29 protein-coding genes are annotated in these 25,935 nt (G+C 47.1%); 13 read left to right on the top strand and 16 right to left on the bottom strand.

Annotation, left to right across the window (positions count from 1 at the left end; all coding sequences use genetic code 11):
• Nucleotides 1-79: 79 nt before the first annotated feature.
• Nucleotides 80-964, bottom strand: a complete 885-nt coding sequence (gene htpX / locus BV910_RS01130) for a zinc metalloprotease HtpX (RefSeq protein ID WP_078146050.1) — start codon at nt 962-964, stop codon at nt 80-82.
• Nucleotides 965-982: 18 nt separating this feature from the next.
• The gene (locus BV910_RS01125) at nt 983-1,531 is read right to left on the bottom strand and encodes a LemA family protein (protein ID WP_015880351.1); all 549 of its coding nucleotides are present in this window, start codon (nt 1,529-1,531) and stop codon (nt 983-985) included.
• A 128-nt stretch (nt 1,532-1,659) separates the two neighbouring features.
• Between BV910_RS01125 and BV910_RS01120 the strand changes: the two genes are divergently transcribed.
• A complete protein-coding gene (locus BV910_RS01120) occupies nt 1,660-2,844 on the top strand; it encodes an amidohydrolase (RefSeq protein ID WP_078146049.1) in 1,185 nt (394 codons plus the stop codon).
• Between the two features lie 9 nt (nt 2,845-2,853).
• Here BV910_RS01120 and BV910_RS01115 read toward each other — a convergent pair whose 3' ends face one another.
• The 5 genes from BV910_RS01115 to BV910_RS01095 all read right to left on the bottom strand — a co-directional run bounded on the left by BV910_RS01115 (nt 2,854) and on the right by BV910_RS01095 (nt 6,643).
• Nucleotides 2,854-4,182: a hemolysin family protein gene (locus BV910_RS01115; protein WP_078146048.1), complete on the bottom strand. Its 1,329-nt coding sequence runs from the start codon at nt 4,180-4,182 to the stop codon at nt 2,854-2,856.
• Nucleotides 4,183-4,273: 91 nt separating this feature from the next.
• The gene (locus tag BV910_RS01110; protein ID WP_078146047.1) at nt 4,274-4,747 is read right to left on the bottom strand and encodes a DMT family transporter; all 474 of its coding nucleotides are present in this window, start codon (nt 4,745-4,747) and stop codon (nt 4,274-4,276) included.
• A gap of 11 nt (nt 4,748-4,758) precedes the next feature.
• Nucleotides 4,759-5,433 (bottom strand): Crp/Fnr family transcriptional regulator, encoded by a 675-nt coding sequence (locus BV910_RS01105; RefSeq protein WP_015880346.1) that lies wholly within the window; start codon nt 5,431-5,433, stop codon nt 4,759-4,761.
• A gap of 14 nt (nt 5,434-5,447) precedes the next feature.
• The gene (locus tag BV910_RS01100; protein WP_015880345.1) at nt 5,448-5,873 is read right to left on the bottom strand and encodes a DMT family transporter; all 426 of its coding nucleotides are present in this window, start codon (nt 5,871-5,873) and stop codon (nt 5,448-5,450) included.
• A 110-nt stretch (nt 5,874-5,983) separates the two neighbouring features.
• On the bottom strand, nt 5,984-6,643 hold the full coding sequence (locus BV910_RS01095) for a type 1 glutamine amidotransferase domain-containing protein (protein WP_078146046.1): 660 nt from the start codon (nt 6,641-6,643) through the stop codon (nt 5,984-5,986).
• A gap of 374 nt (nt 6,644-7,017) precedes the next feature.
• On the opposite strand from BV910_RS01095, the gene BV910_RS01090 reads away from it, so the two are divergent.
• Nucleotides 7,018-8,121, top strand: a complete 1,104-nt coding sequence (locus BV910_RS01090; RefSeq protein WP_074035103.1) for a glycerol dehydrogenase — start codon at nt 7,018-7,020, stop codon at nt 8,119-8,121.
• Nucleotides 8,122-8,138: 17 nt separating this feature from the next.
• Here the strand turns inward: BV910_RS01090 and BV910_RS01085 are convergent, their stop codons facing one another.
• Together BV910_RS01085 and BV910_RS01080 are read right to left on the bottom strand one after the other, a co-directional pair.
• A complete protein-coding gene (locus tag BV910_RS01085) occupies nt 8,139-8,606 on the bottom strand; it encodes a hypothetical protein (RefSeq protein ID WP_078146045.1) in 468 nt (155 codons plus the stop codon).
• A 55-nt stretch (nt 8,607-8,661) separates the two neighbouring features.
• Nucleotides 8,662-8,880, bottom strand: coding sequence for a hypothetical protein (locus BV910_RS01080; RefSeq protein ID WP_078146044.1), 219 nt, complete (start codon nt 8,878-8,880; stop codon nt 8,662-8,664).
• 174 nt (nt 8,881-9,054) lie between these two features.
• Here BV910_RS01080 and BV910_RS01075 point away from each other — a divergent pair, with 174 nt between their 5' ends.
• Both BV910_RS01075 and BV910_RS01070 read left to right on the top strand, forming a co-directional pair.
• Nucleotides 9,055-9,894: a M15 family metallopeptidase gene (locus tag BV910_RS01075; RefSeq protein WP_078146043.1), complete on the top strand. Its 840-nt coding sequence runs from the start codon at nt 9,055-9,057 to the stop codon at nt 9,892-9,894.
• A gap of 76 nt (nt 9,895-9,970) precedes the next feature.
• The gene (locus BV910_RS01070; protein WP_074035108.1) at nt 9,971-10,309 is read left to right on the top strand and encodes an antibiotic biosynthesis monooxygenase; all 339 of its coding nucleotides are present in this window, start codon (nt 9,971-9,973) and stop codon (nt 10,307-10,309) included.
• On the opposite strand, the gene BV910_RS01065 is transcribed toward BV910_RS01070, so the two are convergent.
• Nucleotides 10,289-10,990 carry a CBS domain-containing protein gene (locus BV910_RS01065; protein WP_074035110.1) on the bottom strand — a complete coding sequence of 234 codons (702 nt, stop codon included), beginning with the start codon at nt 10,988-10,990 and terminating at the stop codon, nt 10,289-10,291. The two genes, BV910_RS01070 and BV910_RS01065, sit on opposite strands and share 21 nt — an antisense overlap.
• Before the next feature lie 114 nt (nt 10,991-11,104).
• Here BV910_RS01065 and BV910_RS01060 point away from each other — a divergent pair, with 114 nt between their 5' ends.
• Nucleotides 11,105-11,836: an AzlC family ABC transporter permease gene (locus BV910_RS01060; RefSeq protein WP_078146042.1), complete on the top strand. Its 732-nt coding sequence runs from the start codon at nt 11,105-11,107 to the stop codon at nt 11,834-11,836.
• The gene (locus tag BV910_RS01055) at nt 11,833-12,132 is read left to right on the top strand and encodes an AzlD domain-containing protein (RefSeq protein ID WP_074035113.1); all 300 of its coding nucleotides are present in this window, start codon (nt 11,833-11,835) and stop codon (nt 12,130-12,132) included. The genes BV910_RS01060 and BV910_RS01055 overlap by 4 nt, the downstream gene beginning before the upstream one ends.
• Nucleotides 12,133-12,166: 34 nt before the next feature.
• Here BV910_RS01055 and BV910_RS01050 read toward each other — a convergent pair whose 3' ends face one another.
• Both BV910_RS01050 and BV910_RS01045 read right to left on the bottom strand, forming a co-directional pair.
• Complete coding sequence (locus BV910_RS01050; RefSeq protein ID WP_078146041.1) at nt 12,167-13,645, bottom strand: HD domain-containing phosphohydrolase; 1,479 nt, start codon at nt 13,643-13,645, stop codon at nt 12,167-12,169.
• 103 nt (nt 13,646-13,748) lie between these two features.
• On the bottom strand, nt 13,749-15,500 hold the full coding sequence (locus tag BV910_RS01045; RefSeq protein ID WP_078146040.1) for a mechanosensitive ion channel: 1,752 nt from the start codon (nt 15,498-15,500) through the stop codon (nt 13,749-13,751).
• Nucleotides 15,501-15,724: 224 nt separating this feature from the next.
• Here BV910_RS01045 and mgsA point away from each other — a divergent pair, with 224 nt between their 5' ends.
• From mgsA to BV910_RS01025, 4 genes are all read left to right on the top strand, one after another.
• Nucleotides 15,725-16,138, top strand: a complete 414-nt coding sequence (gene mgsA, locus BV910_RS01040) for a methylglyoxal synthase (protein ID WP_078146039.1) — start codon at nt 15,725-15,727, stop codon at nt 16,136-16,138.
• A gap of 44 nt (nt 16,139-16,182) precedes the next feature.
• Entirely contained in the window at nt 16,183-17,043 is an 861-nt protein-coding gene (locus BV910_RS01035; RefSeq protein ID WP_078146038.1) for a hypothetical protein, read from the top strand.
• 111 nt (nt 17,044-17,154) lie between these two features.
• The gene (locus tag BV910_RS01030) at nt 17,155-17,670 is read left to right on the top strand and encodes a YflT domain-containing protein (RefSeq protein WP_078146037.1); all 516 of its coding nucleotides are present in this window, start codon (nt 17,155-17,157) and stop codon (nt 17,668-17,670) included.
• A gap of 12 nt (nt 17,671-17,682) precedes the next feature.
• Nucleotides 17,683-18,288, top strand: a complete 606-nt coding sequence (locus BV910_RS01025) for a YflT domain-containing protein (protein ID WP_078146036.1) — start codon at nt 17,683-17,685, stop codon at nt 18,286-18,288.
• 41 nt (nt 18,289-18,329) lie between these two features.
• Here BV910_RS01025 and BV910_RS01020 read toward each other — a convergent pair whose 3' ends face one another.
• The 3 genes from BV910_RS01020 to BV910_RS01010 are packed head-to-tail and all read right to left on the bottom strand — an operon-like array spanning nt 18,330 to nt 21,615.
• Nucleotides 18,330-19,292: a 2-hydroxyacid dehydrogenase gene (locus tag BV910_RS01020; RefSeq protein WP_078146035.1), complete on the bottom strand. Its 963-nt coding sequence runs from the start codon at nt 19,290-19,292 to the stop codon at nt 18,330-18,332.
• 48 nt (nt 19,293-19,340) lie between these two features.
• The gene (locus tag BV910_RS01015) at nt 19,341-20,483 is read right to left on the bottom strand and encodes a YcjF family protein (protein WP_078146034.1); all 1,143 of its coding nucleotides are present in this window, start codon (nt 20,481-20,483) and stop codon (nt 19,341-19,343) included.
• Nucleotides 20,484-20,496: 13 nt separating this feature from the next.
• Entirely contained in the window at nt 20,497-21,615 is a 1,119-nt protein-coding gene (locus BV910_RS01010) for a GTPase (RefSeq protein WP_078146033.1), read from the bottom strand.
• A gap of 80 nt (nt 21,616-21,695) precedes the next feature.
• On the opposite strand from BV910_RS01010, the gene BV910_RS01005 reads away from it, so the two are divergent.
• Both BV910_RS01005 and BV910_RS01000 read left to right on the top strand, forming a co-directional pair.
• Complete coding sequence (locus BV910_RS01005) at nt 21,696-22,085, top strand: VOC family protein (protein ID WP_078146032.1); 390 nt, start codon at nt 21,696-21,698, stop codon at nt 22,083-22,085.
• 93 nt (nt 22,086-22,178) lie between these two features.
• Nucleotides 22,179-22,979, top strand: a complete 801-nt coding sequence (locus tag BV910_RS01000; protein ID WP_078146031.1) for a formate/nitrite transporter family protein — start codon at nt 22,179-22,181, stop codon at nt 22,977-22,979.
• A gap of 50 nt (nt 22,980-23,029) precedes the next feature.
• On the opposite strand, the gene BV910_RS00995 is transcribed toward BV910_RS01000, so the two are convergent.
• Nucleotides 23,030-24,502: an alanine/glycine:cation symporter family protein gene (locus tag BV910_RS00995; RefSeq protein ID WP_078146030.1), complete on the bottom strand. Its 1,473-nt coding sequence runs from the start codon at nt 24,500-24,502 to the stop codon at nt 23,030-23,032.
• A 499-nt stretch (nt 24,503-25,001) separates the two neighbouring features.
• Here BV910_RS00995 and BV910_RS00990 point away from each other — a divergent pair, with 499 nt between their 5' ends.
• Nucleotides 25,002-25,901: a hypothetical protein gene (locus BV910_RS00990; RefSeq protein WP_078146029.1), complete on the top strand. Its 900-nt coding sequence runs from the start codon at nt 25,002-25,004 to the stop codon at nt 25,899-25,901.
• Nucleotides 25,902-25,935 lie beyond the last annotated feature (34 nt).

Here is a 25,935-nt window from a genome sequence, read left to right as displayed (position 1 = left end):
TTATTCAACTCATCCACCCCCCCTTATTTTCCCAGTTCAGTGTAACATAAAGAGCCTGCCGCAACCGGACAGGCTCTGACTACATTTGACGAAGTCGGGAAATGCGTTCGACTGGATCAGGGTGTGTCGAGAATAGACCGCTCACTTTCTTCTTAAGTGGATCGGAGAAGTAAAGCGGTGCCGAGGCACTCGAAGCTTGCTCGACCGGCGTCTCGACGTTTGCAATCTTCTCAAGCGCCGAGGCGAGCGCATCCGGGTTACGGGTCAGTTCCGCTCCACTCGCATCTGCCAAAAACTCACGATTCCGTGAAATCGCCATATTGATGAGCATCGCGATGAGCGGTGCCAACACCAGCAAGACGAGTCCGATGATCAAAAAGATGGGATTCTGGTTTTGATCGCGTCTTCCACCGATACTTCTGAAGAACAGCATGCGCGACCCGATATCGCTCATGATAGCGATGACTGAAACGAGTGCGAGCGTGACCGTCGAGAGTCGGACATCATAATTCTTAATATGCGCGACCTCATGCGCGATCACCCCTTCTACTTCTTCTCGCGATAATCGATCTAACAGTCCCGTCGTGACGGCGACAGCCGCCTTTTCTGGCTTCAATCCCGTCGCAAAGGCGTTTGGCGATGGGTCGTTGATGATAAAGATGCGCGGCATCGGCACTCGCGCGACCATCGCCATGTTTTCGACCGTATGCCATAGAAAGCGGTGCTCTTCCACCGATGTCACCTCTTGTGCCCGATTCATCTTCATGACGATGTTCGTACTCGACATGACGACGATTCCCACATAAAACAACGAGAAAATCGGTGTGAAGATTAACCCCGGAATCGCGTCTCCATAGTTGACGTAGGAAATGGCCGCTCCGACGAGAAGAACGAATAGGACAAACCCTGTGACGATGAAGACCGTCTTCACTTTATTCTTTCGAATCTGTTCATAGAGGAGCATACGCGCCACCTCGATTCATCAAAATGAGACGCGAACGTTCTCGCGCTCTTCGGCACGTGCCTCGAGCATATCGCGCTTTTCAAAATGATGGACGGAGGCGATGATGTTCGTCGGGACCGATTCGATTTTCGTGTTATATTTCATGACCGTATTGTTATAGAGTTGACGCGAATACGCGACCTTATTTTCCGTCTGTGTCAATTCTTCCTGCAACATCTTGAAGTTCTCGTTCGCTTTCAAATCCGGGTACGCCTCACGAAGCGCGAAGAGATTTTTCAGTGCTCCACTCAATTGATCGTTCACTGCCATCTGGTCCTGACGATTCGACTTTTCTCCGAGCTGGTTTCTCAGTTCGACGACCTTCGCAAGCGTTTCTTGCTCGTGTTTCGCGTAGCCTTTCACCGTCTCGACCAAGTTCGGAATCAGATCATACCGCCGCTTCAACTGCACATCGATTTGAGCCCACGCCTCATCGACCCAATTTCGATACTTGACGAGCCCGTTGTACATCGAAAAATAGATGAGTACGAGCACGACAACCGCTACAATCGCAATAATCCACCCCATGTTGGCACCTCATTTCTTCATTTTCTCCTGTATTAATTCCCTTTACTCGTATAAGATAAGCTTAACTTTCATAACAATTTGTAAATGAATTCATTTCTTGACACGGTAACCACAAAGGAGTGTTCGCAATGATCGTCACGCATGCCGAAGTACGTTTGACCGAGTTGTTCGAAGAAATGGTATCCCTAAGACGCCATTTTCACCAATATCCTGAACTGTCTTTTCAAGAAGTCGAAACACCAAAGATGATTGCCTCGTATCTCCGTGAACTTGGGATTGAAGTACGTGAGCACGTTGGCGGCAATGGGGTCGTCGGTCGAATCAAAGGCGGTGACGGTCCGACCATCGCATTACGTGCCGATTTTGACGCCCTTCCCATCCAAGATGTGAAAGATGTCCCGTATCGTTCAAAAGTGAACGGGGTCATGCATGCGTGTGGTCACGATGCCCACACGGCGACACTTCTCGTTTTAGCGAAAGTATTGACTGAGATGAGCCTTCCAGGAGACGTCGTGTTGATTCACCAGTTCGCAGAAGAATTGGCTCCGGGTGGTGCCAAACCGATGATTGAAGACGGCTGTCTCGACAACGTGGATTATATATACGGTGCGCACATTTGGACACCACTTCCGTTCGGAACGATTGGCGTGAAAACAGGTCCTATCATGGCTGCGGCAGATCGCTTTGAATTGATCATTACAGGAAAAGGTGGACATGGCGCGATTCCGCAACATACAGTCGATGCCCTCATGGTTGCCGTGAACGTGGCGAATCATCTCCAACAGGTTGTCAGTCGGCGAATCGATCCGCTCGAACCTGCCGTGCTGACCATCGGTACGCTCCACTCCGGACAAGCATTCAACGTCATTGCCGAAGAAGCCAAATTATCCGGTACCGTGCGTACATTCACTCGGGAGACGCAAAAAAAAATCATCTCCGATATGGAGCGGATCATTCGTTCCGTCTGTGAAGCGAGCGATGCTGGTTATGAATTGGAGTATACAAAAGGATATCCTGCTGTCGTGAATCATGTGACCGAAACGGAACTCGTCCGTGAGAGTGCGGTGGAGGTCGTTGGTGCAGACGGTGTCATTGAGATGGCACCACTTATGGTCGGGGAAGATTTCGCTTATTATGTCGAGCACGTTCCTGGTAGCTTTTTCTTCACAGGAGCAGGAAATCCCGAGCTCTCCGCAATCTTTCCGCATCATCATCCCCGCTTCGACGTGGATGAACGAGCGATGTTGCACACAGCCCAAGTCTTGTTAGGAGCTTTACAACGAACGTGGATGGTACATGAAAAAGAGGGCTGATGCATCGCATCAGTCCTCTTCAGTAATTGGTTCTTTTAATTCTGAAACAAGCACTTGGTCGACACGCTTTCCGTCCATATCCACGACTTCAAAGCGAAGACCGTACGCTTCGACCACATCGCCCCGTTTCGGAAAATCACCAAGTGCGTAAATGACGAGTCCTGCGAGCGTATGATAGGAGTTGCGCCCTTCGTCGAATCGGTCATCCCGAATCTCGAACGTTCGCTTCAAATCCTCTATTCCGAGTAACCCATCCGCCAAATATGATCCATCTTCACGACGAACCACTTCTGGTGTATCCTCTTCAATCATCACCTCTCCGACGATTTCTTCCAAAATATCGAACAAGGTGACCATACCAAGGAATCCGCCGTATTCATCTAAAACAAAGGCGATTTCCACACCATTTTTCTGCATCATTTGAAGCACTTGGCTCGCCTCTCGCTGTTTTGGAACGATGAGCGGCTGTTTGATGCGCTTCAAAATCTGTGACCGCTCACGCAGTGTCGGCAACGTCAAGATGTCACGTACATCGATGTACCCGACAAAGTCGTCAAGCGAGTCGCGCCCGACCGGTAACTTGTTATGTTTACTTTCATAAATCGATTTCTTAATATCGTCCATGTCATCTTCTAAGTCGACCCATTCGAGCGTCGTCCGTGGTTGCATGAGCTCATAAATCAATTGATCATGAAACGCAAAGACCCGTTCGACTTGTCGAACTTCTTCATGAGCGAACTGTCCTTGCTGGGCGCCTTCAAACAAGAGTTGTTTGATCTCGAGCTCAGTCTCCCCACTCGTCTGTTCCGCCTTCAACCCTAACAATTTGAACAAAAAGAGTGTCGATTTCGATAAAATCCAAATGAACGGTTTCATCACTTTACTGAATAAATCGAGCGACGGAATGATTGCCATCGTTACTTTTTCAGGCGAGACGAGCGCAATCCGTTTCGGGACCAATTCACCAATGATGAGCGACAGATACGTAATAATCGTAACGACGGCCACATAAGCAACGGTTCCGGCATACTGCGTACTCATTCCGGCTTGTTCAAATGCCGATGCGAGCGGTGCCGAGAAGCGTGCGCCCCCGTATGCCCCGTTAATAATCCCAATCAATGTGATTCCGACTTGAACGGTCGACAACAAATCTGTCGGGTCTTTCGAATAATGAAGCGCAATCTTGGCACTTCGTTTTCCTCGATTTGCTTCAACCTCAAGTTTTGCAGGTTTCGATGAGATGAGCGCAATTTCTGTCATCGCAAAAATCCCGTTCAACACAATCAAAAACAAAACAATCAACAAATCAATCACTATGGAAGAATCCACTTTTTTCATCACCTCAGCTAATTTTTAAAGCATACTGCTCCATTTTATCAAAAAATCGTTACCAACCTGTACCCGTTTTGCTCAGAAAAATAGCCACTCCTCAAGAAGTGGCTTCGTTGACAGCTTGTTTGGCGATAGCCACCGTCTGAGACTGTTTAAAGAGAATGACCCCGACAAGAAGGATGGTGAGCCCTACAATTTGTCCGGCCGATAACGTGATTTGAGGCATCCCGAAGGCGCCATATAAATCGACGACTAACGCCCAAATGAGTTGTGACACGAGAATGAGTGACACAGACAATGTGGGTCCGAGTAACTGGATGCTGCGCATGACACAGTACACGACACCGACACCAAATAAACCACCGAGCCAATAGATTGGCGACAAGTCACGTAATCCAGCAAGATTTCCTCCAAATAATACTAACGGGATGATGGATCCGACCAAACCAACGATAAAGACCAATACGGTGGTGGCCCAAGCCCCTAAATTTGTATTCATTTTCGCGTTGACCGCCGCCTGTACGCTAATAAACGCCCCAGCCACAGCCGAACAGATGATACCAAAAATCATATAACTCCTCCTTACTCATAAAACATGCCGTTCGCACGTTCTTTCAATCGTTCACTATTTAAAATGATGACTTCTTTTCTCGTTCGTTTGACCAATCCTTCATCCACGAATGCCTGCAACGTTCGGTTCAAGTGACGATAACTCGTCCCTAGCCACTCTGCGACTTCTTTCCGTTTCAGTTGACTCATCTCCGCTTGAAACAGTTCATTCCCAGATTCACTGAGTGAGATCAAGTAACCGGCCAACCGCTCTTCGAGAGTCGACATGAGATGATTCGACGAGGCGTTTGCCTCGATAAATAATTTTTCGGACACACCTCGTAACAGATGCTCCGTGAATTCGACCGTTCGATTATATCGTCGAAGCGCCTCGAAAGGGATGCGCAGACACGTCACGGGACCGACCGCTTCAACCGTATGCAATACATTGCGTCCGCTCGCATATTCGATATCTCCAATCAATGTTGGAGCAGCCTTCAGACGCAACAATCGCAATTTCCCTTCTTCACTGAGCGTATAAATTTTGACACGCCCTTCAAGGACGACGAATAAAGATTCGATGTGCTGATCGTTTGAACATAACATGGTCCCAGACGCATATGTCACTACGGACGAGGACTCAAGCGTTTCATTCGAAAACAGATGATTCCACTGCAATCGTGTCAGTGCATCCATAATATTCATCATGTAAAGTGAACTCCTTAAGAAAATGTATAGATTCCGATTCCAACAACCATCAAGACGAGTCCCATGACCTGTCCCGTGTTCATCGGTTTCCGTTTGACACCAAACCAACCATTCAAATCGATGATGAAGGCTCCTACTAATTGTGCCACAAGCAATACACAAATTGCCCATGTGACCCCGAGTTGTTGAATCGCCGTCAATTCGCCGAAGACAACGAATACCCCGAACAATCCTCCTAAACTATAATACCAAGGCACACGTTTGAAGGCTGTCATGTCCGCATCCCGCTTGAAGAAGTAAATCGCGAGTGCTAACAGAAGTCCGACAAAATGAACGATAGTGACGGACATCCATGCGCCTACCGCATCTCCTAGTTTTGCATTAAAGATTCCTTGAAGAGCGATGAACGTCCCTGATAAGATGGCAAATAAAATTCCCATGTCATTCCCCTTTCTCTTCGTCTGACTTTACGAAAAGAGAGATGACTTGAATAGGACATATGTCCAAAAAACAAAAAAGCAACTTCGTCATTCGAAGTTGCTTCACACGATTATCCGAGTAACTTAACAAGTTCTTTCCCGACCGCTTCAGAAGACTGAGGATTCTGACCCGTGACGAGACGTTCGTCAACCGCCACATTCACCGCCCAGTTGTCAGCTCCCTTGAACTGCCCGCCTTGATTGCGTAGTCCTGTTTCAAGTAGGAACGGGACGGCAGAATCGAGTTGCATCTCTTTTTCTTCCGCATCGGTGAACCCTGTCACCTGTTTATCTTTAACGAGTGGCTCATCGTTGCTGAGTTTCACATTGACCAATCCAATTGGTCCGTGGCAAACTGCCCCGACAATATTTCCACTCTCGTATACATTGCGAATGACACGTTGTAACGTTTCATTTTCTGGGAAATCAACAACTGTCCCGTGACCACCTGGTAAGAAGATTGCATCGTACGACTCATCTGCGACTTGATCGAGACGAGCTGTGTCTTTGAGCAATTCCCGTGTATTGAGAATGTCTTCTGACAAACCATCTTCTAAACTATTCGCATCGATTGGCACGTCTCCACCTTCGATACTCGCGATCGTCACTTTATATCCTTCTTTTTCGAACAATAAATAAGGAACGGCAAACTCTTCAAGCCAAAGTCCCGTTGCATGACCATTTGATAATTGATTTGCTGACGTTGTGACAATCAGTACATGTTTCGACATACTCAATTCCTCCTTCAAGAAAATCAACATACGACTCTAGTGTTCCCGATTCATCATCTGTTAAACCTGATGACCTGTCCGCTCATGACAAGGTGTAACTTTTTTTAACCTGGTTATTTATTCATTCTCCCTTTTTCTTACCACCCTCTATACTGAGGAAGAATTGCAATTCCAACCCATGAAGGAGACGTGTGCTATGACGAAACGAATGAACGACTGGGGATTTCTCATTGTCGTCGCCATCATCATCCTATTGCTTGTGCTTGGTCAGCTGCCGTTCTTCATGTAATCTTCACGTATATTCTTTACCAGTTGTAGTATGATTGCCTTGTAAGCACTTACACCAAACCTGATATGAAAGGATGGAGTTCACTATGTCAGAACGCATTTTCATCAGTCCGGCCAAGTATGTGCAAGGGAAACAAACGATTGATCGCATCGGAGAGTTTGTCGCTCACTTCGGTTCCAACGCTTTACTCATCGCGGATGACGTCGTATGGGAGTTGATCGGCGAACGGGTGACCCAGTCTCTGCAAGCGAGCCAGCTCAAGGCGACGAAAGCTGATTTCATCGGAGAAGCGTCGAAGCACGAAATCACTCGAATCGCTACAGACGCTAAGAAGCATGAAACAGCGTTTGTTATCGGTCTCGGCGGTGGGAAAACGCTCGATACAGCAAAAGCGGTCGCAGATGAATTGGATGCGCGTATCGTTATTGTACCGACCATCGCCTCTACGGATGCACCGACGAGCGCATTGTCGGTCATATATACAGATGAAGGCAATTTCGAAAGCTACCGTTTCTATAAAAAGAATCCGGATCTCGTCCTTGTGGATACGGAATTGATTGCACAAGCACCGCCACGCTTCTTAGCGTCAGGTATTGCCGATGCATTGGCCACGTGGGTGGAAGTGCGAAGTGTCCTGGCATTCGGAGGCAAGACGATGGCTGGCGGTGTCCCGACACTTGCGGCGGAGGCGATTGCCGAACGGTGTGAAGAGGTTCTATTCACATATGGGATTCAAGCGTATGAAGCTGTGAAAGCAAAAGTCGTCACACCTGCGCTTGAAGCTGTTGTGGAAGCCAACACCTTATTGAGCGGGCTCGGCTTTGAAAGTGGTGGCTTGGCTGCAGCCCATGCCATTCACAATGGATTCACCGCACTTGAAGGAGACATCCACCATTTGACGCACGGTGAAAAAGTTGCATTTGGAACACTCGTGCAACTCGCACTCGAAGGACGCCCTCAAGAAGAGTTCGAGCAGTATGTTGCCTTTTATATGGCACTCGACTTACCGGTCACACTTGAAGATATCAAATTGAAAGATGCATCTCGAGACGATATCTTGAAGGTCGGGAAAGCGGCCACGGCAGATGGCGAAACGATTCATAGCGGTTTCGATGTTACACCTGAAGAAGTTGCTGACGCCATCATCGCTGCGGATCGCTATGCACGTCTTTATAAAGAACACCTATAAAAACAGCGAGACGAAGCTCACACGGCTTCGTCTCGCTGTTTTTTGTTCAGGAAGAATGATGAGAGAATTCCTACTCCCATACAACTGACCGTCAAAAGGAAGAACGTCAGCTGATTCATATAGATGATATTCGTGAACTGGTTCCATCCTGCTGTGTACGACTCATTGGCTGACAAACGAATTCCTTCTCGAAGAGACGCCGCCTGCGATTGATTAGTCATCCAAGCTATACCGGCCATGACGAAACTTCCAATCGCTAAACTAACCTTTCCAAATGGTCGCACGGATGCGACGACTCGATGTGTCAAACGAACGGTGATCCAAATAAACAACAACAGAAACGGCCATCCAATTAAGAGAACAATCCAGTATAGATTCCCTTCACTCGGTGTTTCCGAGTAAGGGGTCGTCATCACTTCACCAAGCTTAAAGATTCCGAACGTGATCAACGTCACGATAAACCATGCTTTTATCAATTTCTCCATCTCAACACCTCGTCCTCAGTATAGCAAAAACACCGTATGCGTCTGCATACAGTGTTTAGTCTTTCGGTCGGACGACGTAGTAAATCAAAATGACGAGCCACGTCCACACTCCTGTGAAAATCCCGATAATCCCGACGATGAAAAAACCAAGCGGAATCATCGATTTCGTTCGATTATAGTCCTTCCACATATTCGATAGCCCTTTGATATTAAAATACAAAAAGGCAAAGAATAGGACGAGCAATAAAAGTGGTAAACCGACTAAAGCTTCCATTCGCTCACTCCTCTCTACGATCTCATTCGTTATCTTTATTGTATCGGATTTCATGCCCACCTTCATCGGACCCAAGCCGTATCCTCTTCCGACCTAAAGGCGGATTAAAGATGCACAGTCTATCAAGAAAACGGGAAAAGGAACATCATCTAACTCTCGAGGAGGCGTTTTTCCATGAAGTCCCTGCGTATTTTTGTCATTTGTCTGCTGTTGTTTCAAGTGTCGCCAGTGACAGCGGCATCCTCGTCCCCACAACCAGGTTACACGATTAAAACGACCTATTTGTACGGTCGTGCCATGCAATCTTCCCCTATCCTTAAGACGCTACGAACGAACGTCCCAGTCCGCTATACGACCTATAATCGGAGTTGGTCGAACGTCTACATCGGAAATACGAAGTACTTCACTCCATCTGCCAACTTGAAAGCCGGTATCCCGAAGATGCCATCTGCCGATCGTTTACGACTAGTCAACAAGGCGAATGGACTCCCGTCCACTTATCGTTCCCCACAACTTGTCACGTTAACCATTCCAACTGTTTATCAAAAAGGGAGTGAACGGACCTTGATGACGGCGGAGGCAGCCTATGCTCTGGCTAAACTGTATTACGCGGGTCGGAAGCAAGGTCATACGTTATACGCCCTTAGCGCCTACCGATCTTACTCGACACAAAAGTCACTCTATGCCTATTACGTCAACACACGTGGGGTCGCATACGCTTCAAAATATGTGGCACGTCCCGGTCATAGTGAACATCAAACGGGTCTCGCCGTTGATATGACGAGTCAACGCATGCGTCTAGGCCTATATGAATCCTTCGACCGATCGCCTGAAGGGAAATGGATGCTTCAAAACGCCCATCTCTATGGATTTATCGTCCGCTATCCAAAAGGAAAAGAGAAAATCACGGGATACAATTACGAACCTTGGCATTTGCGTTATGTCGGTGTCACTGAAGCGACGATGATGAAGCAGAAGAACTGGGCGTTCGAAGAATGGTGGAGCAGACGTTGAGTGAGCATCCTTTTTCAGGCATTTCCCTGTTCACGTTATAATGGAGTCATCTTATTCGTATAGGGGGAAATGTGGGATGTGGATTGTGATGAACAAACTAGACGTTGAAAAAGGAAAGGCCGACGCGGTCAAAGCACGCTTCGAAACGACAAAAGGAATCGAAGCGATGGATGGCTTTGTCCGTATGCAAGTGTTGACGGATACGTCTGATGAGGCGATGGATCATGTCGTCATCATGACCACGTGGCGTGATGCAGACAGCTTTGAGAACTGGCGCGACAGCAATGCTTATAAGCACGCCCATAAGAAACGTGATGACGGGACTTCAGAAGTGAAACCAATCGTCCTCGGCAACACCGTTACCCAATATGAGGTCGCCATTGAACATCTCGCCTCAACGGAGCGCGTTCAATAAATCTTGAGGACGGATGATGCCGAGTAGCGGTTCATCCGGATTTCCGGTCTCTGTAATCAGAAGGGCGTCATATCGTGCGCCCTCTTTCATTTGCGTAAAGCAGTGCTGTGCCTCGATTACGGTCGCATCCTTTCGAATGAATCGATACCGGTGCATATGCGGATCGTGGTGGAGCACGTGCTTCACCCGAACTCCTTTGAGTGACAAGTTGGGCCCGTCGATTGTTTCGGCTAGCCAACTGGTCACTCCTTTTTTCGTCAACAGTCCGCGCCAAGACCCATTGTCATGATATACAGGGAATTGCGAATAATTTTTATCTCGAATCTCCCGGAGTACTTCCGTCAAAAAATCTTCCGACTGAAACGTCACCACCGATTTCGCAAACAATGGAATGACGAGACGTGGATGAAGGAGCTCTCGCTCTACTTCTAAAATCAATGCAACAAGCGACTCGTGTGGCTCCGCGATAATAAAATCAGGTTCACGCCGCTCATGGACGATGGCATTTCGTAGTTGACTCATCTGATGTAAATCTTCTTTATACCGGTCGATGATTGGATTTTGTTTCGCTAACCGATTCACCATGTTACTAAAACTGAAATGTTGCCCATCTCCCATCTCTCGACTCAAGTAGTCCTCGATTCGATGATAGGATGCCAAAAATTCTTCAGCACGACTCATGTGATCACCCTCCTTAACGATACATGTATACCCTCTTTTTTATCATTTGAGCAGGAAACCGTTTATTCATCCCGAATGACATAGAAATCATCTTAATTATGGAGGAGGGCTATCATGGCGACTTCGATTCATCCCACATCACCAACTTCACCGCAACCCACGTTTCGCGCAGGACTACGCGCCGGCATTCCCGTCGCCATCGGATATATCCCGATTGCGATTGCCTTCGGTCTTTTGGCACAATCTTTCAACTTGCCGAATACTATCACATTATCGATGTCCTTTTTGATCTTTGCCGGGGCAAGTCAGTTCATTACGGTACAACTTCTGATGGCCGGTTCGATGTATTGGGAAATCATTTTGACGACGTTCATTCTAAACTCTCGCCATTTTTTAATGTCCGCCTCACTATCCCAACGGATTGAGAGTACATCTCGAAGACTATTGGCTACCATCGCGTTTGGTGTGACCGACGAAACGTTCAGCATCGCCTCTACTCGTCAAGAGGCCCGTTCCGGTATGTTCGTGCTCGGGTTGAATACAATCGCATTTCTTGCTTGGAATGTCGGGACGTGGATGGGGGTCTTCCTCGCCTTCGGTCTTCCAAGCACATTACAGGCGAGTATGGGGATTGCGCTATATGCGATGTTCATCGGGTTACTCGTTCCATCATTAACGACTCGTCCTGTCTTCGTCGTAGCAAGCTTAGCTATCATTATTCAAGCCATACTCCATTGGGTCATCACCCCGTTCTTCTCAATCTCAGATGGGATTCGAATCATCGTCGCGACCGTTGTCGCAGCCGGAATCGGTGCTTTCGTATTTAAGGAGGAAGAGGTCACATGATATCGTTGTTTCTACTCGTTCTAGGATTGGCACTTGTCACGTATCTCCCTCGCCTTGTCCCGCTACTCTGGCTAAAGGAATTGGCGTTACCGGCATATATGAAACGATTTCTTTCCTTCATCCCGTATGCGGTACTGGCTAGTTTGATTTTTCCGGGCGTCCTATCCTCCACGACCACCACCTCGTCTGCCTTATTCGGAGGAGTGGTTGCCACTTTCCTGGCGCTACTACGGGTCAACCTCGTCGTTGTCGTCATTGGAGCTGTATTCGGGGTATATGCCTTTCAAACTATATGACAAAGGAGCGGCACACGAGGTGCTGCTCCTTTTCTTATGCTGATATGCCCTGACGACGAAGCTGGACGAATACGTCCACAAATTCCGCGTCCCATTGTGTTCCCCGACCGCTCTCCAATATGGAAAGCGCCTTTTCCACTGGCATCCCTGACCGATAGGGTCGATCTGATGTCATGGCATCATAAGCATCGGCAATCGCCATGATTCTTCCGAATAACGGAATGTCGACCGCATGTAAGCGGTCCGGGTATCCTTTCCCATCGATTCGTTCGTGGTGCGATCGAACTCCGGCTAAAATCGGTTGAAGCGATGCAGGTAAATGAATTTGACTCAAAATATGGATGCCAATGGTCGGATGTTCTTGAATTTTTGAAAACTCTTCGTCTGTCAGCTTCCCTTCTTTTAGTAGGACGTCATCTCGAATTCCAATTTTCCCGATGTCATGTAGAAGTGCTGACTTATTGAGTAAATCGACTTGTGCATGCGGTAAGCCAATGGCGCGAGCAAGCTCAACGGAATACATCGCGACACGCTCCGAATGACCTGCTGTGTAGGGATCACGTGCATCGAGCGTTGCTGCGAATAAAATGAAGAGGCTGTCTAACAGCTGTGCGTTTTCTTGTTCACGAGCAGTTACCGTCTCAACCATTTGATTGAATCCCCCAATCAGTTGGGCGAACTCATCTAAGTATGGATTCTCGATTTTCTGAAGTTGTCCCGACTCCATCTGTTCGATGCCGGACGTCAAAAATCCAATCGGACGTTTGATGTTGTCATAGAGTAAGAAACTGCATAACACCGCAATTCCGAAGATGATGACAAGAATCACGAGCGCCCAATTCCAATACGTATCCGTTCGAGTCGAAGTCGACAATTGGACACTCGACGCCAACATGAACAACATGATGGGAAAGATACCCGTAATGAGCATACTGATCAATAATTTAGTTCGGACACTAAATGATCGATACGTTGCATGAATAGGCAGATGATAAAGTTCGAGATGCCTTTCTTTCATGTATACAAGTAATGGCTCAACCGATCGAACCGTCAAAAAATATTCAATCAAGGCATGTAGTACCGCAATCATGACGGCCCCGATTGCAGCCAAGCCGATCAAACGATAAGGTAAGTCAATCCACCCCATCTGAATAAAAACGGCGGTTAAACCAATTGACGGGATGGATAATCCAAACAAATGAGGACCTAAAATCCGTTGCACCGTTAAAATCGGGAATCGACTCGCTTGTTCGAATGCCGACGTCAATTCGTCAATCGATGGGGATTCGATCATAAAAAGCTGTCGTATCGGTCGAATGTGGCGACGGTATAAGAGTAGTTCTGAGAAAATCATAACTATCCCTGACCCCAACATGATGCCTAACAGTAGTAAAATCTCTCGAATGGACAGGTCAAGCGTTTGAAAAATAAAGACACCACCTACTCCAAAGACGGCCAAACCTGAGCCGATGATATAGTTCATCACGAGCGTCCGTTGAAAACGTTCAAACATTCCCCTCACCCCTACACTCTTTTCTTTTACTATCGACCAGATTTATGCTTGAGTTGAACACAAAAAAACGGATCTCCTTGTAGGAGACCCGTTCAAGCATCGATTATGGGCGTAACGGACCATCGTTATCATCAAGTGATCGATTGTCCTGATCCGGAGTGATGTTTTCATGGAACGGATTCGGTTCCGGTCCATCAACATGGTCAACTTTTGGATTTTGAACATCTCGCTTCAACTCGTGTTTCGATTGTTCCGCTTCATGTTTCGACTGCTCCATGCCTTGCTTCGCTTGTTGTTTTGCCGCTTCCGCTTCGCGGCTCATCTGTTCTTTCTCCTGCTCGAGACCTTCTTTTGAAACTCCCGTTTCATCAATGCGTCGCTCCGCCTTTTTCAAATAACGTGCCGCCGTCTCGCGACCACCAAGACCGAAAGCAAGACCGAAGGCGAGGGCAACAGCTCCAAGAATGAGAAGGAATGCTGTATTGACAATCATCGGTGCGATGCCGAGTTGGCTAATGGCCATGAAGAAGACGAGTCCGAGAATCGCATACTTCGCTACGTAGCGAAGCGCACTCGGTTGTCCTGCTCCATCGACAAGTACACTTCCGACCAACCGCTCTGCCATGTTCGCCAACCAGAATCCGACTGCCAAGATGATGAGTGCTGCGATGACCATCGGCAAGTAAGCAAAGATGGCTGTTGCAAGAGATGCCATGAACTCAAGATTCGCGACTTGAAGTGCTTCAGATACGAAGAGCAAGATCACGATTACTTGGACAATGACACCGACCACTTGAGCGATTGACATCGAAGACGCACGTTCCCCGAAGCCCATTTTTTGAGCCAACGAGTTGACGCCAAGATTCTCAAGAAGGGATACGACGACCCCTTTCAACCATCTTGCCACGAACACCCCGACGAGGACGAGGACGATTGCAACGAGAATGTCTGGAATCATGACAAGGACATCATTGAGCATCGCAATCGCCGGTTCCGAGATTCCTCGAATATCGAGCGCTTCAAGCGCCGAAATCGTCACCGGAATCATGATGAAGATGAAGACGATTGTACCGATCGCTTTCGCAAGACTCGATCCTTTCACATAATCAGAAAGATGGAATCGCTCTGCTAAGCGATCTAACCCTGCTGCTTCAAGGAACTTCGTCAAAATGTCACGTACAATCTTCGCGACGACATAACCGATTGCGAAGATGAGCGCCGCTGCGACAAGTTTCGGAATGAATCCGAGGAAGCTGTTCAATAAGTCTTCGAATGGTCCGCTGACCCCACGAAGTCCAAGGGCATCAAGTACAGCCGGTAGCGCCAATAAGAGCACGAGATAGAAGACGATGTTCGCGACCGTGTCGACCCACTTCGTTTGATTGACACTTGTCGATTCTTGCCCCGTTTTTTCCATCAACTTGCTCAAATTCAAACGATGTCCCGCCATTTGAATCCCTTTTTTCAAAAGGGTAGCGATGACCCAGGCAACGAGTAAAATCAGGCCGGCTTTGATGACACCGATAATCAGTCCAGAGAATCCTTCATAAATTTGACTGAATGGTTCCGTAATGGCTGGAACGTTCATGAATTCAAAGATGATCAGGAATGCGAGGAGTAATACCCCAAAGAACACGACTTTCCCGATAATGCGTTCAGGGGTCCACTTTTCTCCTTTCTCCCCATCTTTTTGAATACCCACTCGCTCATCGAGTCGTGCTTTCTTCAATGCTTTACGTGTCACGTTTTCCAATACTTTTGCCAAGATGTAACCGACTACAAGAATAACAATTGCCAGCAAAAGCTCTGGTAGCCATGACATGAACGTATTGAAGTTATACGTTGTGTTGTTCATCGAATCTTCCTCCTTTTTCACATGAAATGATTGTTTTTATTTAACAGTGCTATTTCATACATACCTATATTTCAAAATCATCAAACCTGAATTGTAAGTCAATTCGTTTACATGACTATTACGATTCATTGGAAATGGGTACGTTAGTTTAAGAGAGAAATCGTGCCAAATGAAGTCAAATATGATACGAATAACAAGAGACGTCATGTTAGGAGGAATTTAGGATGAATATCGCTTTAGTGGCTCACGACAAGAAGAAAGATGATTTAATCGTCCTCATTAAAACTTACACCCATATACTAAAGAAACATCAGTTGTTTGCGACCGGTACAACGGGTAAGCGAATCGCTGAAGCGACCGGCTTGCCTGTCCATTGCTTCCGATCCGGACCGCTTGGAGGGGACCAAGAAATCGGTGCTGCCGTCGCACGCGGGGAGATGGATATGATCATCTTTTTCAGAGACCCATTAACTGCTCAACCTCATGAACCGGATGTGAGCGCATTGATGCGTCTTTGTGACGTCTACTCCATCCCGCTTTCGACAAATATGGGTGGAAGCGAAATTTTGATTCGAAGTATCGAGCAAGGTGATTTCGAGTCACTTAAACTTTCTCATAACGACGAACCTCCGGCTTGACCATGACAAACCGAGAAAGGAGAGGAATCTCCCTGGAACCGAATATGATTCACGACCCGAACGTCCAACAGTTCTTTAACGACGTGCGCCAGCGCCTCATCGAACTACTTGGAAATGAGGCAGAAGCGGATCGCCATCTACTCGCACTTGCTGGATATATCCGGCATGCAGAGAAAAGTGGTCAGTCGCTCGAAAGTCTTTTAAACCAAGATCCTCAGGAATACGCTCGTTTCCTCATTGAACAACCCGAAACAAATGAAGAATATCGTCGACGCTATCACGTGTTGATTGATGCCTCGGATGAATTAAAACCTCATGAAAAAGCGCAAGCAAACCGGGAATTCGATTGGGCCGTCAATCAATTGGACGAAGCCAAGCTTTCGTTAAAAGAAATCGAAGTGCGCGACCTTGCCTTCCTCGCCTACACAAAGATTGAAGCACTCAAATCGTCTCGTACGATTTGGAACCGCTTCGGCTGGCTACTAGGTATGATTTTGGCATTTGCCTACGCCAACTTACTGCTCGTGATTGACGATGTCTTTAGCGGTCGACTATTCACCGCCCCCATGTCGACGTATCCAATTGATTATCTGGCCTTCCTGTTACCCGTCCTCGTGACCGGTGCTATCTTCGGCATATTGACCCGTTTTCGACATTACATCCAGACGCTCGGTCGGCGTATTGCATTCGCCTTGCTCATCGTTGTCGTCTACATCATGTCTATCTTTCTGATTCAACCGCTCTTAATGACAATTGGTTGGTCATTCATCATTCAGTTGACCCCACTCTACGCGCTCATTTTAATGGCGATCAGTGGCTTTATGGCCATCTGGACATTAATCGAGTTCGTCTGGAAGAGTACACGTTGTTCTCTCGGAGACGATACGCTCATGCTTTATTACTAACCACGCCACTCCTCTTAGGAGATGGCGTTTTTTGTTTCGATTATGGCGAGAACGGAAATTACTCCTATTGTGACGCTTGTTTTAGATTGAAAATTCTAAAGGGGGTATTCGATGTCAGAACGAAAAATGATTGGCCTGTTCCAGACAGAACAGGAAGTCATGCACAAAGTGGAAGAGCTGAAAGCTGCAGGGGAAGCTGAAAAAAATATGCATGTTGTCGCCAAGCGGGACGGGGAAATTTCTGCGTTACGTGATCACACGGATGTAAATGCCGAGTCCGGTATCCGTGACGTCAATTGGCTTGACCGTGTCAAAGCATTCCTACACGGAAGTGACCGCATTCGTGATGAGTTACGGAATATGGGGCTAAACGATGCCGAAGCGGAACAGTATTATGATGCAATCGATGAAGGACAAATTTTACTCTACATCGATCGACACTCGTACGACCGCTATCCGAACATGTATAAAAAAGACAGTGAGCTCGATCATGATAAAGGGGAAAAAGCGGATGGGATCGCCTTTGACGCGAAACCATTTAACGATCACGACGAGAATCCACGTGGTACAAAGGATGATCCGATTGTACGCGGTCATTCTGGATTAGAAGATCATCGCCGATTATAAGGAGGAACGACTATGAATGAGAAACGATTTATCAGCATGCACGACACGCAGGATGCAGCACTTGGGAAAATTGAGGAGTTGCGAGCGAAAGGTTATGAAGACTCACACATTTATGTCGTCACAAAACATGAAGACAACGTTTCGATTTTGAGACGTGATACAGATGTTCATACGGAAGCGACCCATCAAGCGAGCTGGTTCGATAAGGTTCGGGCGTTCCTCAGCGGTCATGAAGACGTGCACGCTGGTCTACGCAACATGGGACTGAGCGAAGAGGAAGTAAAACGTCACTATGACGATGTAGAAGCCGGGAAAATCCTCGTTTATGTGGATGAAGACTTTGAACGTCGTCATCAAGACGGGGTGACAGTCGATTCGAAACCATATCAAGACGCATCATCGACTCATCTCGGTAGTCATACTGACGATGGATTGGAAATCGACTCAAAACCTTATCGTGAGGCTCAGACCATCGACCCAAGCCATCCCGTAGACCCGGAGCAAGATAAACTGGATAAAGAAACGAAGAATCCAGATCGCGAGGAAAAACTACGTGGTCTCGATGATCGTGCTTATCGAAATGACGTAGAAGATCCGGATAATATCCGACGTTTCTAACATAGTAACAAAGAGCCTGACGCACCCGCGTCAGGCTCTTCTTACGTCAAACGATTCTTCGGTTCTTTCCCTTCGAGCACATTTGTGATGGCATCTCGATTCAATGCCATCATCGCCAGACGTGTCCGAATCGTTGCACTCCCGATATGCGGTAATGTCGTCACGTTCGGAAGCGTCAATAATGGATGACCGAGGTCGATTGGTTCTTTTGTGAATACGTCTAATCCCGCTCCCCAAATCTTCCTCGCTTTAAGTGCTTCATATAGCGCCTTTTCATCGATGATTTCTCCACGAGCCACATTGATGAAAATGGATGTTTCCTTCATCTTGGCAAACTCTTTAGCCCCGAGCATTCCCCGTGTCTCGTCCGTGAGCGGTGCGAGAACGACGACGAAATCGGATTGTGTCAATAGTTCATCGAGTTCCGCATAGGTGAAGCCATACATCGACTCCGACTCATGTCGCCGCGTCCGGTTATGGTATAGAACTTCCATGTCAAATCCTCTTGCCCGACGTGCGACCGCTTCACCGATTCGCCCCATTCCGATGATACCCAATTTCGCTTGATAAAGGTCCATCCCGACGTAGCCCATCGGCAGCCAGGACTTCCACTCCCCGGCGCGCAAGTCACGTTCCGCCTCTCCGAGACGTCGTGCCGTCATCATCATGAGACCAAACGTCAAATCTGCTGTCGTTTCCGTCAAGACATCGGGTGTGTTGGTGACGATGACGCTATTCTCTTTCGCTGCGTTCAAATCGATATTGTTATATCCGACCGCCAAATTGGAGACGACCTCTAACTGTGTGGCACGCTCAAACACTTCACGGTCAATCGTGTCGCTGAGCATGGTCCAGAGCGCATGCGCAGATGACGCTTCTTCTAACAGCACCTCTCGCGGCACACTTTCCCCTTCATGCTCCCACATGCGCACATCGTATTGATCGCGAAGCGGTTCGACTGCCTCTTCCGGCAAGCGACGCGTAATATAGATTCGTTTCTTCATCTTTCTCCCCCTCTCTACACTTACTTGTAGTCTAACAAATGGAAAGCGTTAAGAGGTTTGATCCGACTTCGGCTTTTGCTTCAAATACTGTTCAAACAGTGACCCGAACTCTTGATTTAACAACTGTTCAATCGTTTTCGATGAATCCATAGCGTTTCGATAGGCGATTTCGTTAATGGCGAGTCCGATGGCCCACGTGATCCCTGATGCGACGGTCGCATTGATGACACCGGCCGCGGCGTTCGCTCCCGGGAAAAACTTCATGACGTTCAAGAGAATCGTTTTCGATAACGTGCGACCGATTTGTGGAATAATGGTACTTCCAATAAGCGTCTTCAACAAATCATCACTCGCTTTGACACCCCAATAACGAAATAGATGGACGCTCATCGTCACCTGAATCGGCGTCAATGCCACGGCATCAGCAAATGGGAGCGGAACCGCAGCAGCCGTTCCCGCGCTTGCGACATAGCCTGAGATGATTCGATTCGCTTTCTTACGCTTTAACTTGAGCATCGTTTCACTCTCTGCATGAATCTCCATCAAGAGCCCTTCCTGTAAGGAAGCATCTAGCTGTTCCACCGACCACACAATCAGTCGTTCCCAATCCACGTATTGCCGCAATGTTTCATTGTTCAATATTTCCGAAGAAATGCTGACTTGGAAGATTGCATCTTCCGGAAGGATTCCATTCAGTTCATTCCGCAATGCCGTCAGTTCATCTAAATCGACCTGATCGATTTGTGTGAATAAGACGGCGACAGCGGTCGATTCACGTAGACGGCGAATCAAGGCCTTGTCGAGTGGCGTGACACGCTTTGTCGCAGCGTTGATGGTATACCAGACGAGATGGATTCGTTTGGATGCTTCTTGCCGCTTTGCGTTCTCCACAAACCCGATGACTTCCTCTTCGTAATGTTGTTGCCGCGCACTCCCGATCTCATATCCTTCGCTGTCGAACAAGGTGACTGCGATATCATCACTCGTATATTGATGAATTCCTCTTGTGACCGGTTCCCCGGCTGCTACTTTCGTCAAATCACGTCCAAACACGTAGTTCACAACAGAACTCTTTCCTGCTCCCGTTACTCCCGCGATGAGGATGTTTGGTTTTTTGACATTGCCCCGTAGCCGCTCGAGTTCTGCCTTTAAATCATAATCTTTAAAATCAAATCGTTTCGTCGATTCCATTTACGTTTCCCCCTTATGAGTTGAGCGTGCGACCAAGCTGACCCATCTCGCGCTCAAAGCCGCGTCGAATCTCTTCTTCAATCGTTTGTCTTACAGATGCATATTGTTGCTCGATGGCCTTTTTAATCCCTCGCTCTGCCGCCCGACGCTTGAATGCCCAGTAGATGAAGTGCACTCCAGGAATCATTCCGAGAACCATCTTTCGAACTGTTTTTCCGAACGAGTAGTCAAATCCGAGCTCAACTCGTCTTGTTCTAAACAAAAGGTCTGCTTGCTCTCCGACGAGTGGGTACCGCTGCATGAGTTGGATATAATGACGCACCCCTTCTGCCATCGCCTCTTCCGTCGTCAAAGCGGCCTCTTCAAGCGTCTTTTCTAAATCTTTCTCTATTTTTCTAGCTTTCCAACTAATCATCGCTTGCGGGGTCAGCATCCGAATCGTCTCTGCAGAAGCGATACTCCGAATTCGCCAATCCTCTAACTCTTCAAGAAGATGATTCGTCAAGTTAATGGGAAGTTTTCGCTCGATGTCTTTCCATAGGTTCGTCCGATTCCGATTCCATACCTCTTCGTATCCTCTTACCGGGACGTGTTTTCCTGTCAGTAACTTCTTTTCGACACTGTTGACACGGATGATGTCCTCTTCTTCAATCGGCAGTTCGCGTAACAATACCCGTTCCATCGCCTCTGCCTTTTGCACACTCATCGGGTCGTCTTCGTTGAAGTTAGTCAGAATGAGGGTGACGTTGCTCCCCCGCTCATATAAAGGTTTTAAAATCGCCTCGAGCTCATACGCCTCGACACGTCCTGACTGCACCGACAATAAGTAGTAAATCGTATGAAACCACTCTGCGATATCGAGCGCCCCTTCACGCTGATGGACGATGGATAGGATCGCTTGGTGCCACTCTTCAGAGCGGTCCGCCTCGAGCCCCCACGTATCGAAAAAACGAAACAAGATGCCCCGTTCTAAATCGTAATACTCGTATTTGTGAAGCCCTTCTTGAGTGACCGGACTTCCGGCACGCGATTCGGCGACGTCATGTCCGTATATATAGTTGATGAACGCACTTTTTCCGACACCGGTCTTTCCAGCAATCAAAATATTTGAGACGAGCCCTGTCCGATCCATACGCTTCCTCCCTCATTCGTTGTATAGTTCAATTATACCGAACGGACCATTTTCAAACGTCCATCGAAAGGATGATTCTCATGCTTCACCATGTCGAACTTTACGTTTCGAACCTACATAACAGTACACAAGCCTGGGAATGGCTCCTCTGTGAACAACTTGGGTACACGCTCTATCAATCATGGCCCGAAGGACGGAGCTATCGATACCGTGAAACATATCTCGTGTTCGTTCAAACGGAAAAGACTCACCTTGCGCCACCGTATCACCGAAAAAAGACTGGTCTCAACCACTTGGCATTTCATGCGTCTTCCCTCGCACAATTAGAAGAAGTTCGGCAACAGCTCGCATCACACGGGTTTCGTGAATTGTACGCAGACCGCTTCCCCCACGCAGGAGGCCCAAACTATACAGCACTATTTTTTGAAGACCCGGACCGCATCAAAGTTGAACTCGTGGCAACGATGTGAACGGTTTCTTGAGAACTTCTTAAAAGTTTGTGAAAACAATTGCAAACTTTACGTTGACCTCCTAGACTGAAAGGGTCTAAAGGAGGTCTTTTCATGGAAAAGCAAGTCGTCGATTATATGGAAGAAGCCGCATTTAAGAAATCATCATTGCTTCAACATTCATTTCCTCAATACATGTTACGATCGATAATCGCTGGCTTTTTAATCGGAATTGGAGTCGTCTTCTCATTCACCGTCGGAAACATGTTCATCGATGTCCCCGGAACGATGCTGATTGCGGGCGCTAGTTTCTCAGTGGCACTCGTCTTCATCGTCTGGATGGGGGGAGAATTGTTTACGAGCAACACCATGTATCTCTACACTGGTGCAAAACGAGGACGTGTCGCTTGGTTCGACCTCGTAAAGATATGGGGACTCAGTTGGGTCGGTAACTTGATTGGTGCCGTCTTGCTATCGCTTCTCGTCATCGGGGCTCATAGTATGGGTGACGTGACGGGTGACCATTTGCTCGCTGTCGTCGCCGCGAAGAAAATCGGTGGAGACGCCCTTGCTATTTTCTTGAAAGGAATCTTGTGTAACGTGCTCGTCTGTTTGGCCATCTTCATGCCACTCAAAACGAACAATGATGTCGCGAAGATTATGCTGACGATGCTTCCGGTCGTCGTATTTTTCGCCGCTGGATTCGAGCACTCAATTGCGAACATGGGCGTTTTCGCTCTCGCGCTCCACTATGTACCGTCGGATCTCGTCACCTTTAGCGGTGCCCTTTACAATCTATTCTTCGCCACACTCGGCAATATTGTCGGTGGTGCGTTGTTCGTTGCCGGAAGTTACTTGTATTTGAACAAATCGGAGACGGAACAAACCGTCAAGCCGATACGTCATCATGCATAAAAAGACAGGGACCCCGATTAGCAGGGTCCCTGTTTGTTGCATTTCACGAATTATGATTTTGAAGCGTCGGCTGCTGCTGCTTGAACAGTACCTTGTGCCACTTCGTCTTCTTCCACATCCCAGCACTCTGTATTCTCGATACCGAGTTTACGAGCCGAGAAGCGTGGGTTGAGACCTTGAGCTCGTTGCTCTTCGTAATCTTTAAGAACTTTGAAGGCAACGCCACCGAGCAATGTGATTGCCGCGATGTTGATCAATGTCATCCCTGCCATGAAGAGGTCAGCGAGGCTCCATACGAATCCGAGGCTTGCGACCGCTCCGATGAAAACGAATGCCATTGTCGCAAGACGGAATCCAAAGACTACACCTTTGCTCTTCTTGATGAATTCGATGTTCGTTTCACCGTAGTAGTAGCTTCCTGCGATCGAGCTGAAGGCGAACAAGAAGACGCTGACAGCGATGAATGCTGGAGCAAGTGTTCCGATTTGCTCAGTCAATGCGTTTTGAAGAAGGACAATCCCTTCACCATTTCCAGCAGCGTAGCTGTCTGAGAGAAGGATGATCGCTGCAGTTGCTGTACATACGATCAACGTATCCAAGAATACACCGAGTGATTGAAGGAAACCTTGTTTCGCAGGGTGCGATACTTCAGCAGCAGCTGCTGCGTTTGGTGCAGAACCCATACCTGCTTCGTTCGAGAAGAGTCCACGGCGTACACCCATTGAGATTGCAGCACCGATTGAACCACCGACTGCTTCATTCAAACCAAATGCGCTTTGGAAAATCATAGCGAAGACGCCTGGAAGTTCAGCGAAGTTCACAACGACAACGTAGAGTGCGATAGCAAGGTAGAGAACAGCCATGACAGGTACGACGATTGCCGAGAAGTTCGCGACACGTTGTACACCACCAAAGATGACAAGGCCAGTAAGAACAACTAAGATTGCTCCGCCGATCGCTGCATCGATTCCAAATGCGTTATCGAATGCTGCAGCGATCGTGTTCGATTGAACAGAGTTGAAGATGAGTCCGAATGTGACAGCAATGAGAACCGCGAATACGATTCCAAGTGCACGGTTGTTTAAACCTTTTTCGATGTAGTAAGCCGGACCACCGCGGTACGCGACATCGTCTTTCACTTTGTATACTTGAGCGAGCGTGCTTTCAATCATGGCTGTCGCACCACCGAGAAGGGCGACGATCCACATCCAGAAGACCGCTCCTGGTCCACCAAGTGTGACCGCTACCGTGACCCCGGCAAGGTTACCTGTACCGATTCGAGTCGCGGCACCGATAAAGAATGATTTCATTGAAGAAATACTCTTCCCGTCTTTTGTAAGTGTAACGTCCGATTTATCTGTCACCGTACGTAACATTTCTTTTAAGTAACGGAACTGCATAAATCGTGTTCTGACCGTGAAGTAGATCCCGGCTCCGACGAGAACGGCGATCAATACGTACGACCATAAGATGTTGTTCAAAAAGTCGACGCTTCCTTGTAACATACCTTGAATCGCTTCCATGAATAAGTTCCTCCCTGTTGTGTGAATCTGAAGTTGAGAATTTTTTATGATGTCTTAGTTCTGAATTATACAAAGATTCTGACAATTATCAATAATTTTTTTATAGGTGATTTCACTCTTTTTTCACATCATCTGAGCCAGAGTCCTTATTTATAAGTACTTAAAGCGCTTACATAAAAATGTTTAGAAATATTAAATCATGATTTATAGTGCGTATAGAAAAATATAATTTCATTATTTTTACTTCATTTTCTTATTTGCCGTGTCTTTTCATTACACGGTCTCGTATGAATACCATTCATTTTTTATACTTTTTTTCACTAATCAATCATTGTTTTTCACTTGTACAGGGTATTACATAATTATAGTCTCCACCTTCTGTTCACCATGAAAAGTCATCTAGAAGAAAGAAGGAAGAATCATAAAAAGACATCGGAAGTGGTTATCTTGGTTCGTTATATTGGCCTTCGTGTTGTCATTGTTGCCTATGAAGGGAAATGTGGCGGAAGCGACCGGAGGGACACAGTGGTGTGTATCCACGAATTCTGATTCTACTATCTATGCAGGGCAAAACATCCCGATTGGAGTCGTCGATTTTGAGTTTGTCGCGGAAGGCTTAAAAATTGTCATCGATTTAAATGACGGAGTGACGTTAGCCGACGTACCTGAAAATATTAAAATTGATTTTCGATTAACCAGTGAATCGCTTGAGCGCGGTAGTCCTGGCGCATATGAGTTTAAAACAAAATCCCTCGTCGATCCAACACATCTCTTAATTCCTTACGCTTCGTTAGCAAGTTATCTTGGTGTGAACGAAAGCGTTCTAAAATCAGACGGTTTCCAATTTAACGTCTTCCTCCACCTAGATACAATCGTTAATGGAGAAACGGAAACTGCTTATCCTGGTGATCCGGGTACAGGAAATCCTTGGGTACGATATGTGACACTGACCGTTGAAGATTGTACACCACCACCAGAGGTTGATTATGGGGTATATACAATCGGCTTTTGGAAAAACATCTTCAACTATGAGAAAGTATCGTTCGAATATGGCTCAATCGTTTATATTCAAGGAATTGCTTATGATGTCAGTACACTCGAAGGACAAAAGGCCTTGTCCGCACTAATGACAAGCTCGCCGAAATCAATGACTGAAGAAAAACGTTTGATTATGCAATTAACAGCCGCAAAAATCAATGTACTATTAAATGACCCATCGTTCTTGAACCTTGAGCTCGTTTATAAGGACAGTGGTGTATCAACTGGCTTTACCGTGGGTGAACTATTGTCTGGTGCAGAAGTGGCTCTTGCAAACAAAAATATAGATCAAATGAAATACTATCAAAAACTTCTTGATCAGTTTAACAATGGTTATTTCGTAAACACGTTACACGATTAAAAGATAAAAAGCAGTCGCTTTTGAGGAGCGACTG

This window comes from Exiguobacterium sp. HVEsp1, assembly GCF_002009685.1.
Classification (GTDB): Bacteria; Bacillota; Bacilli; order Exiguobacteriales; family Exiguobacteriaceae; genus Exiguobacterium; species Exiguobacterium profundum.
The sequence above is the reverse complement of the archived record's forward strand: the minus strand, read 5'-3'. Positions and strand labels throughout refer to the sequence as shown.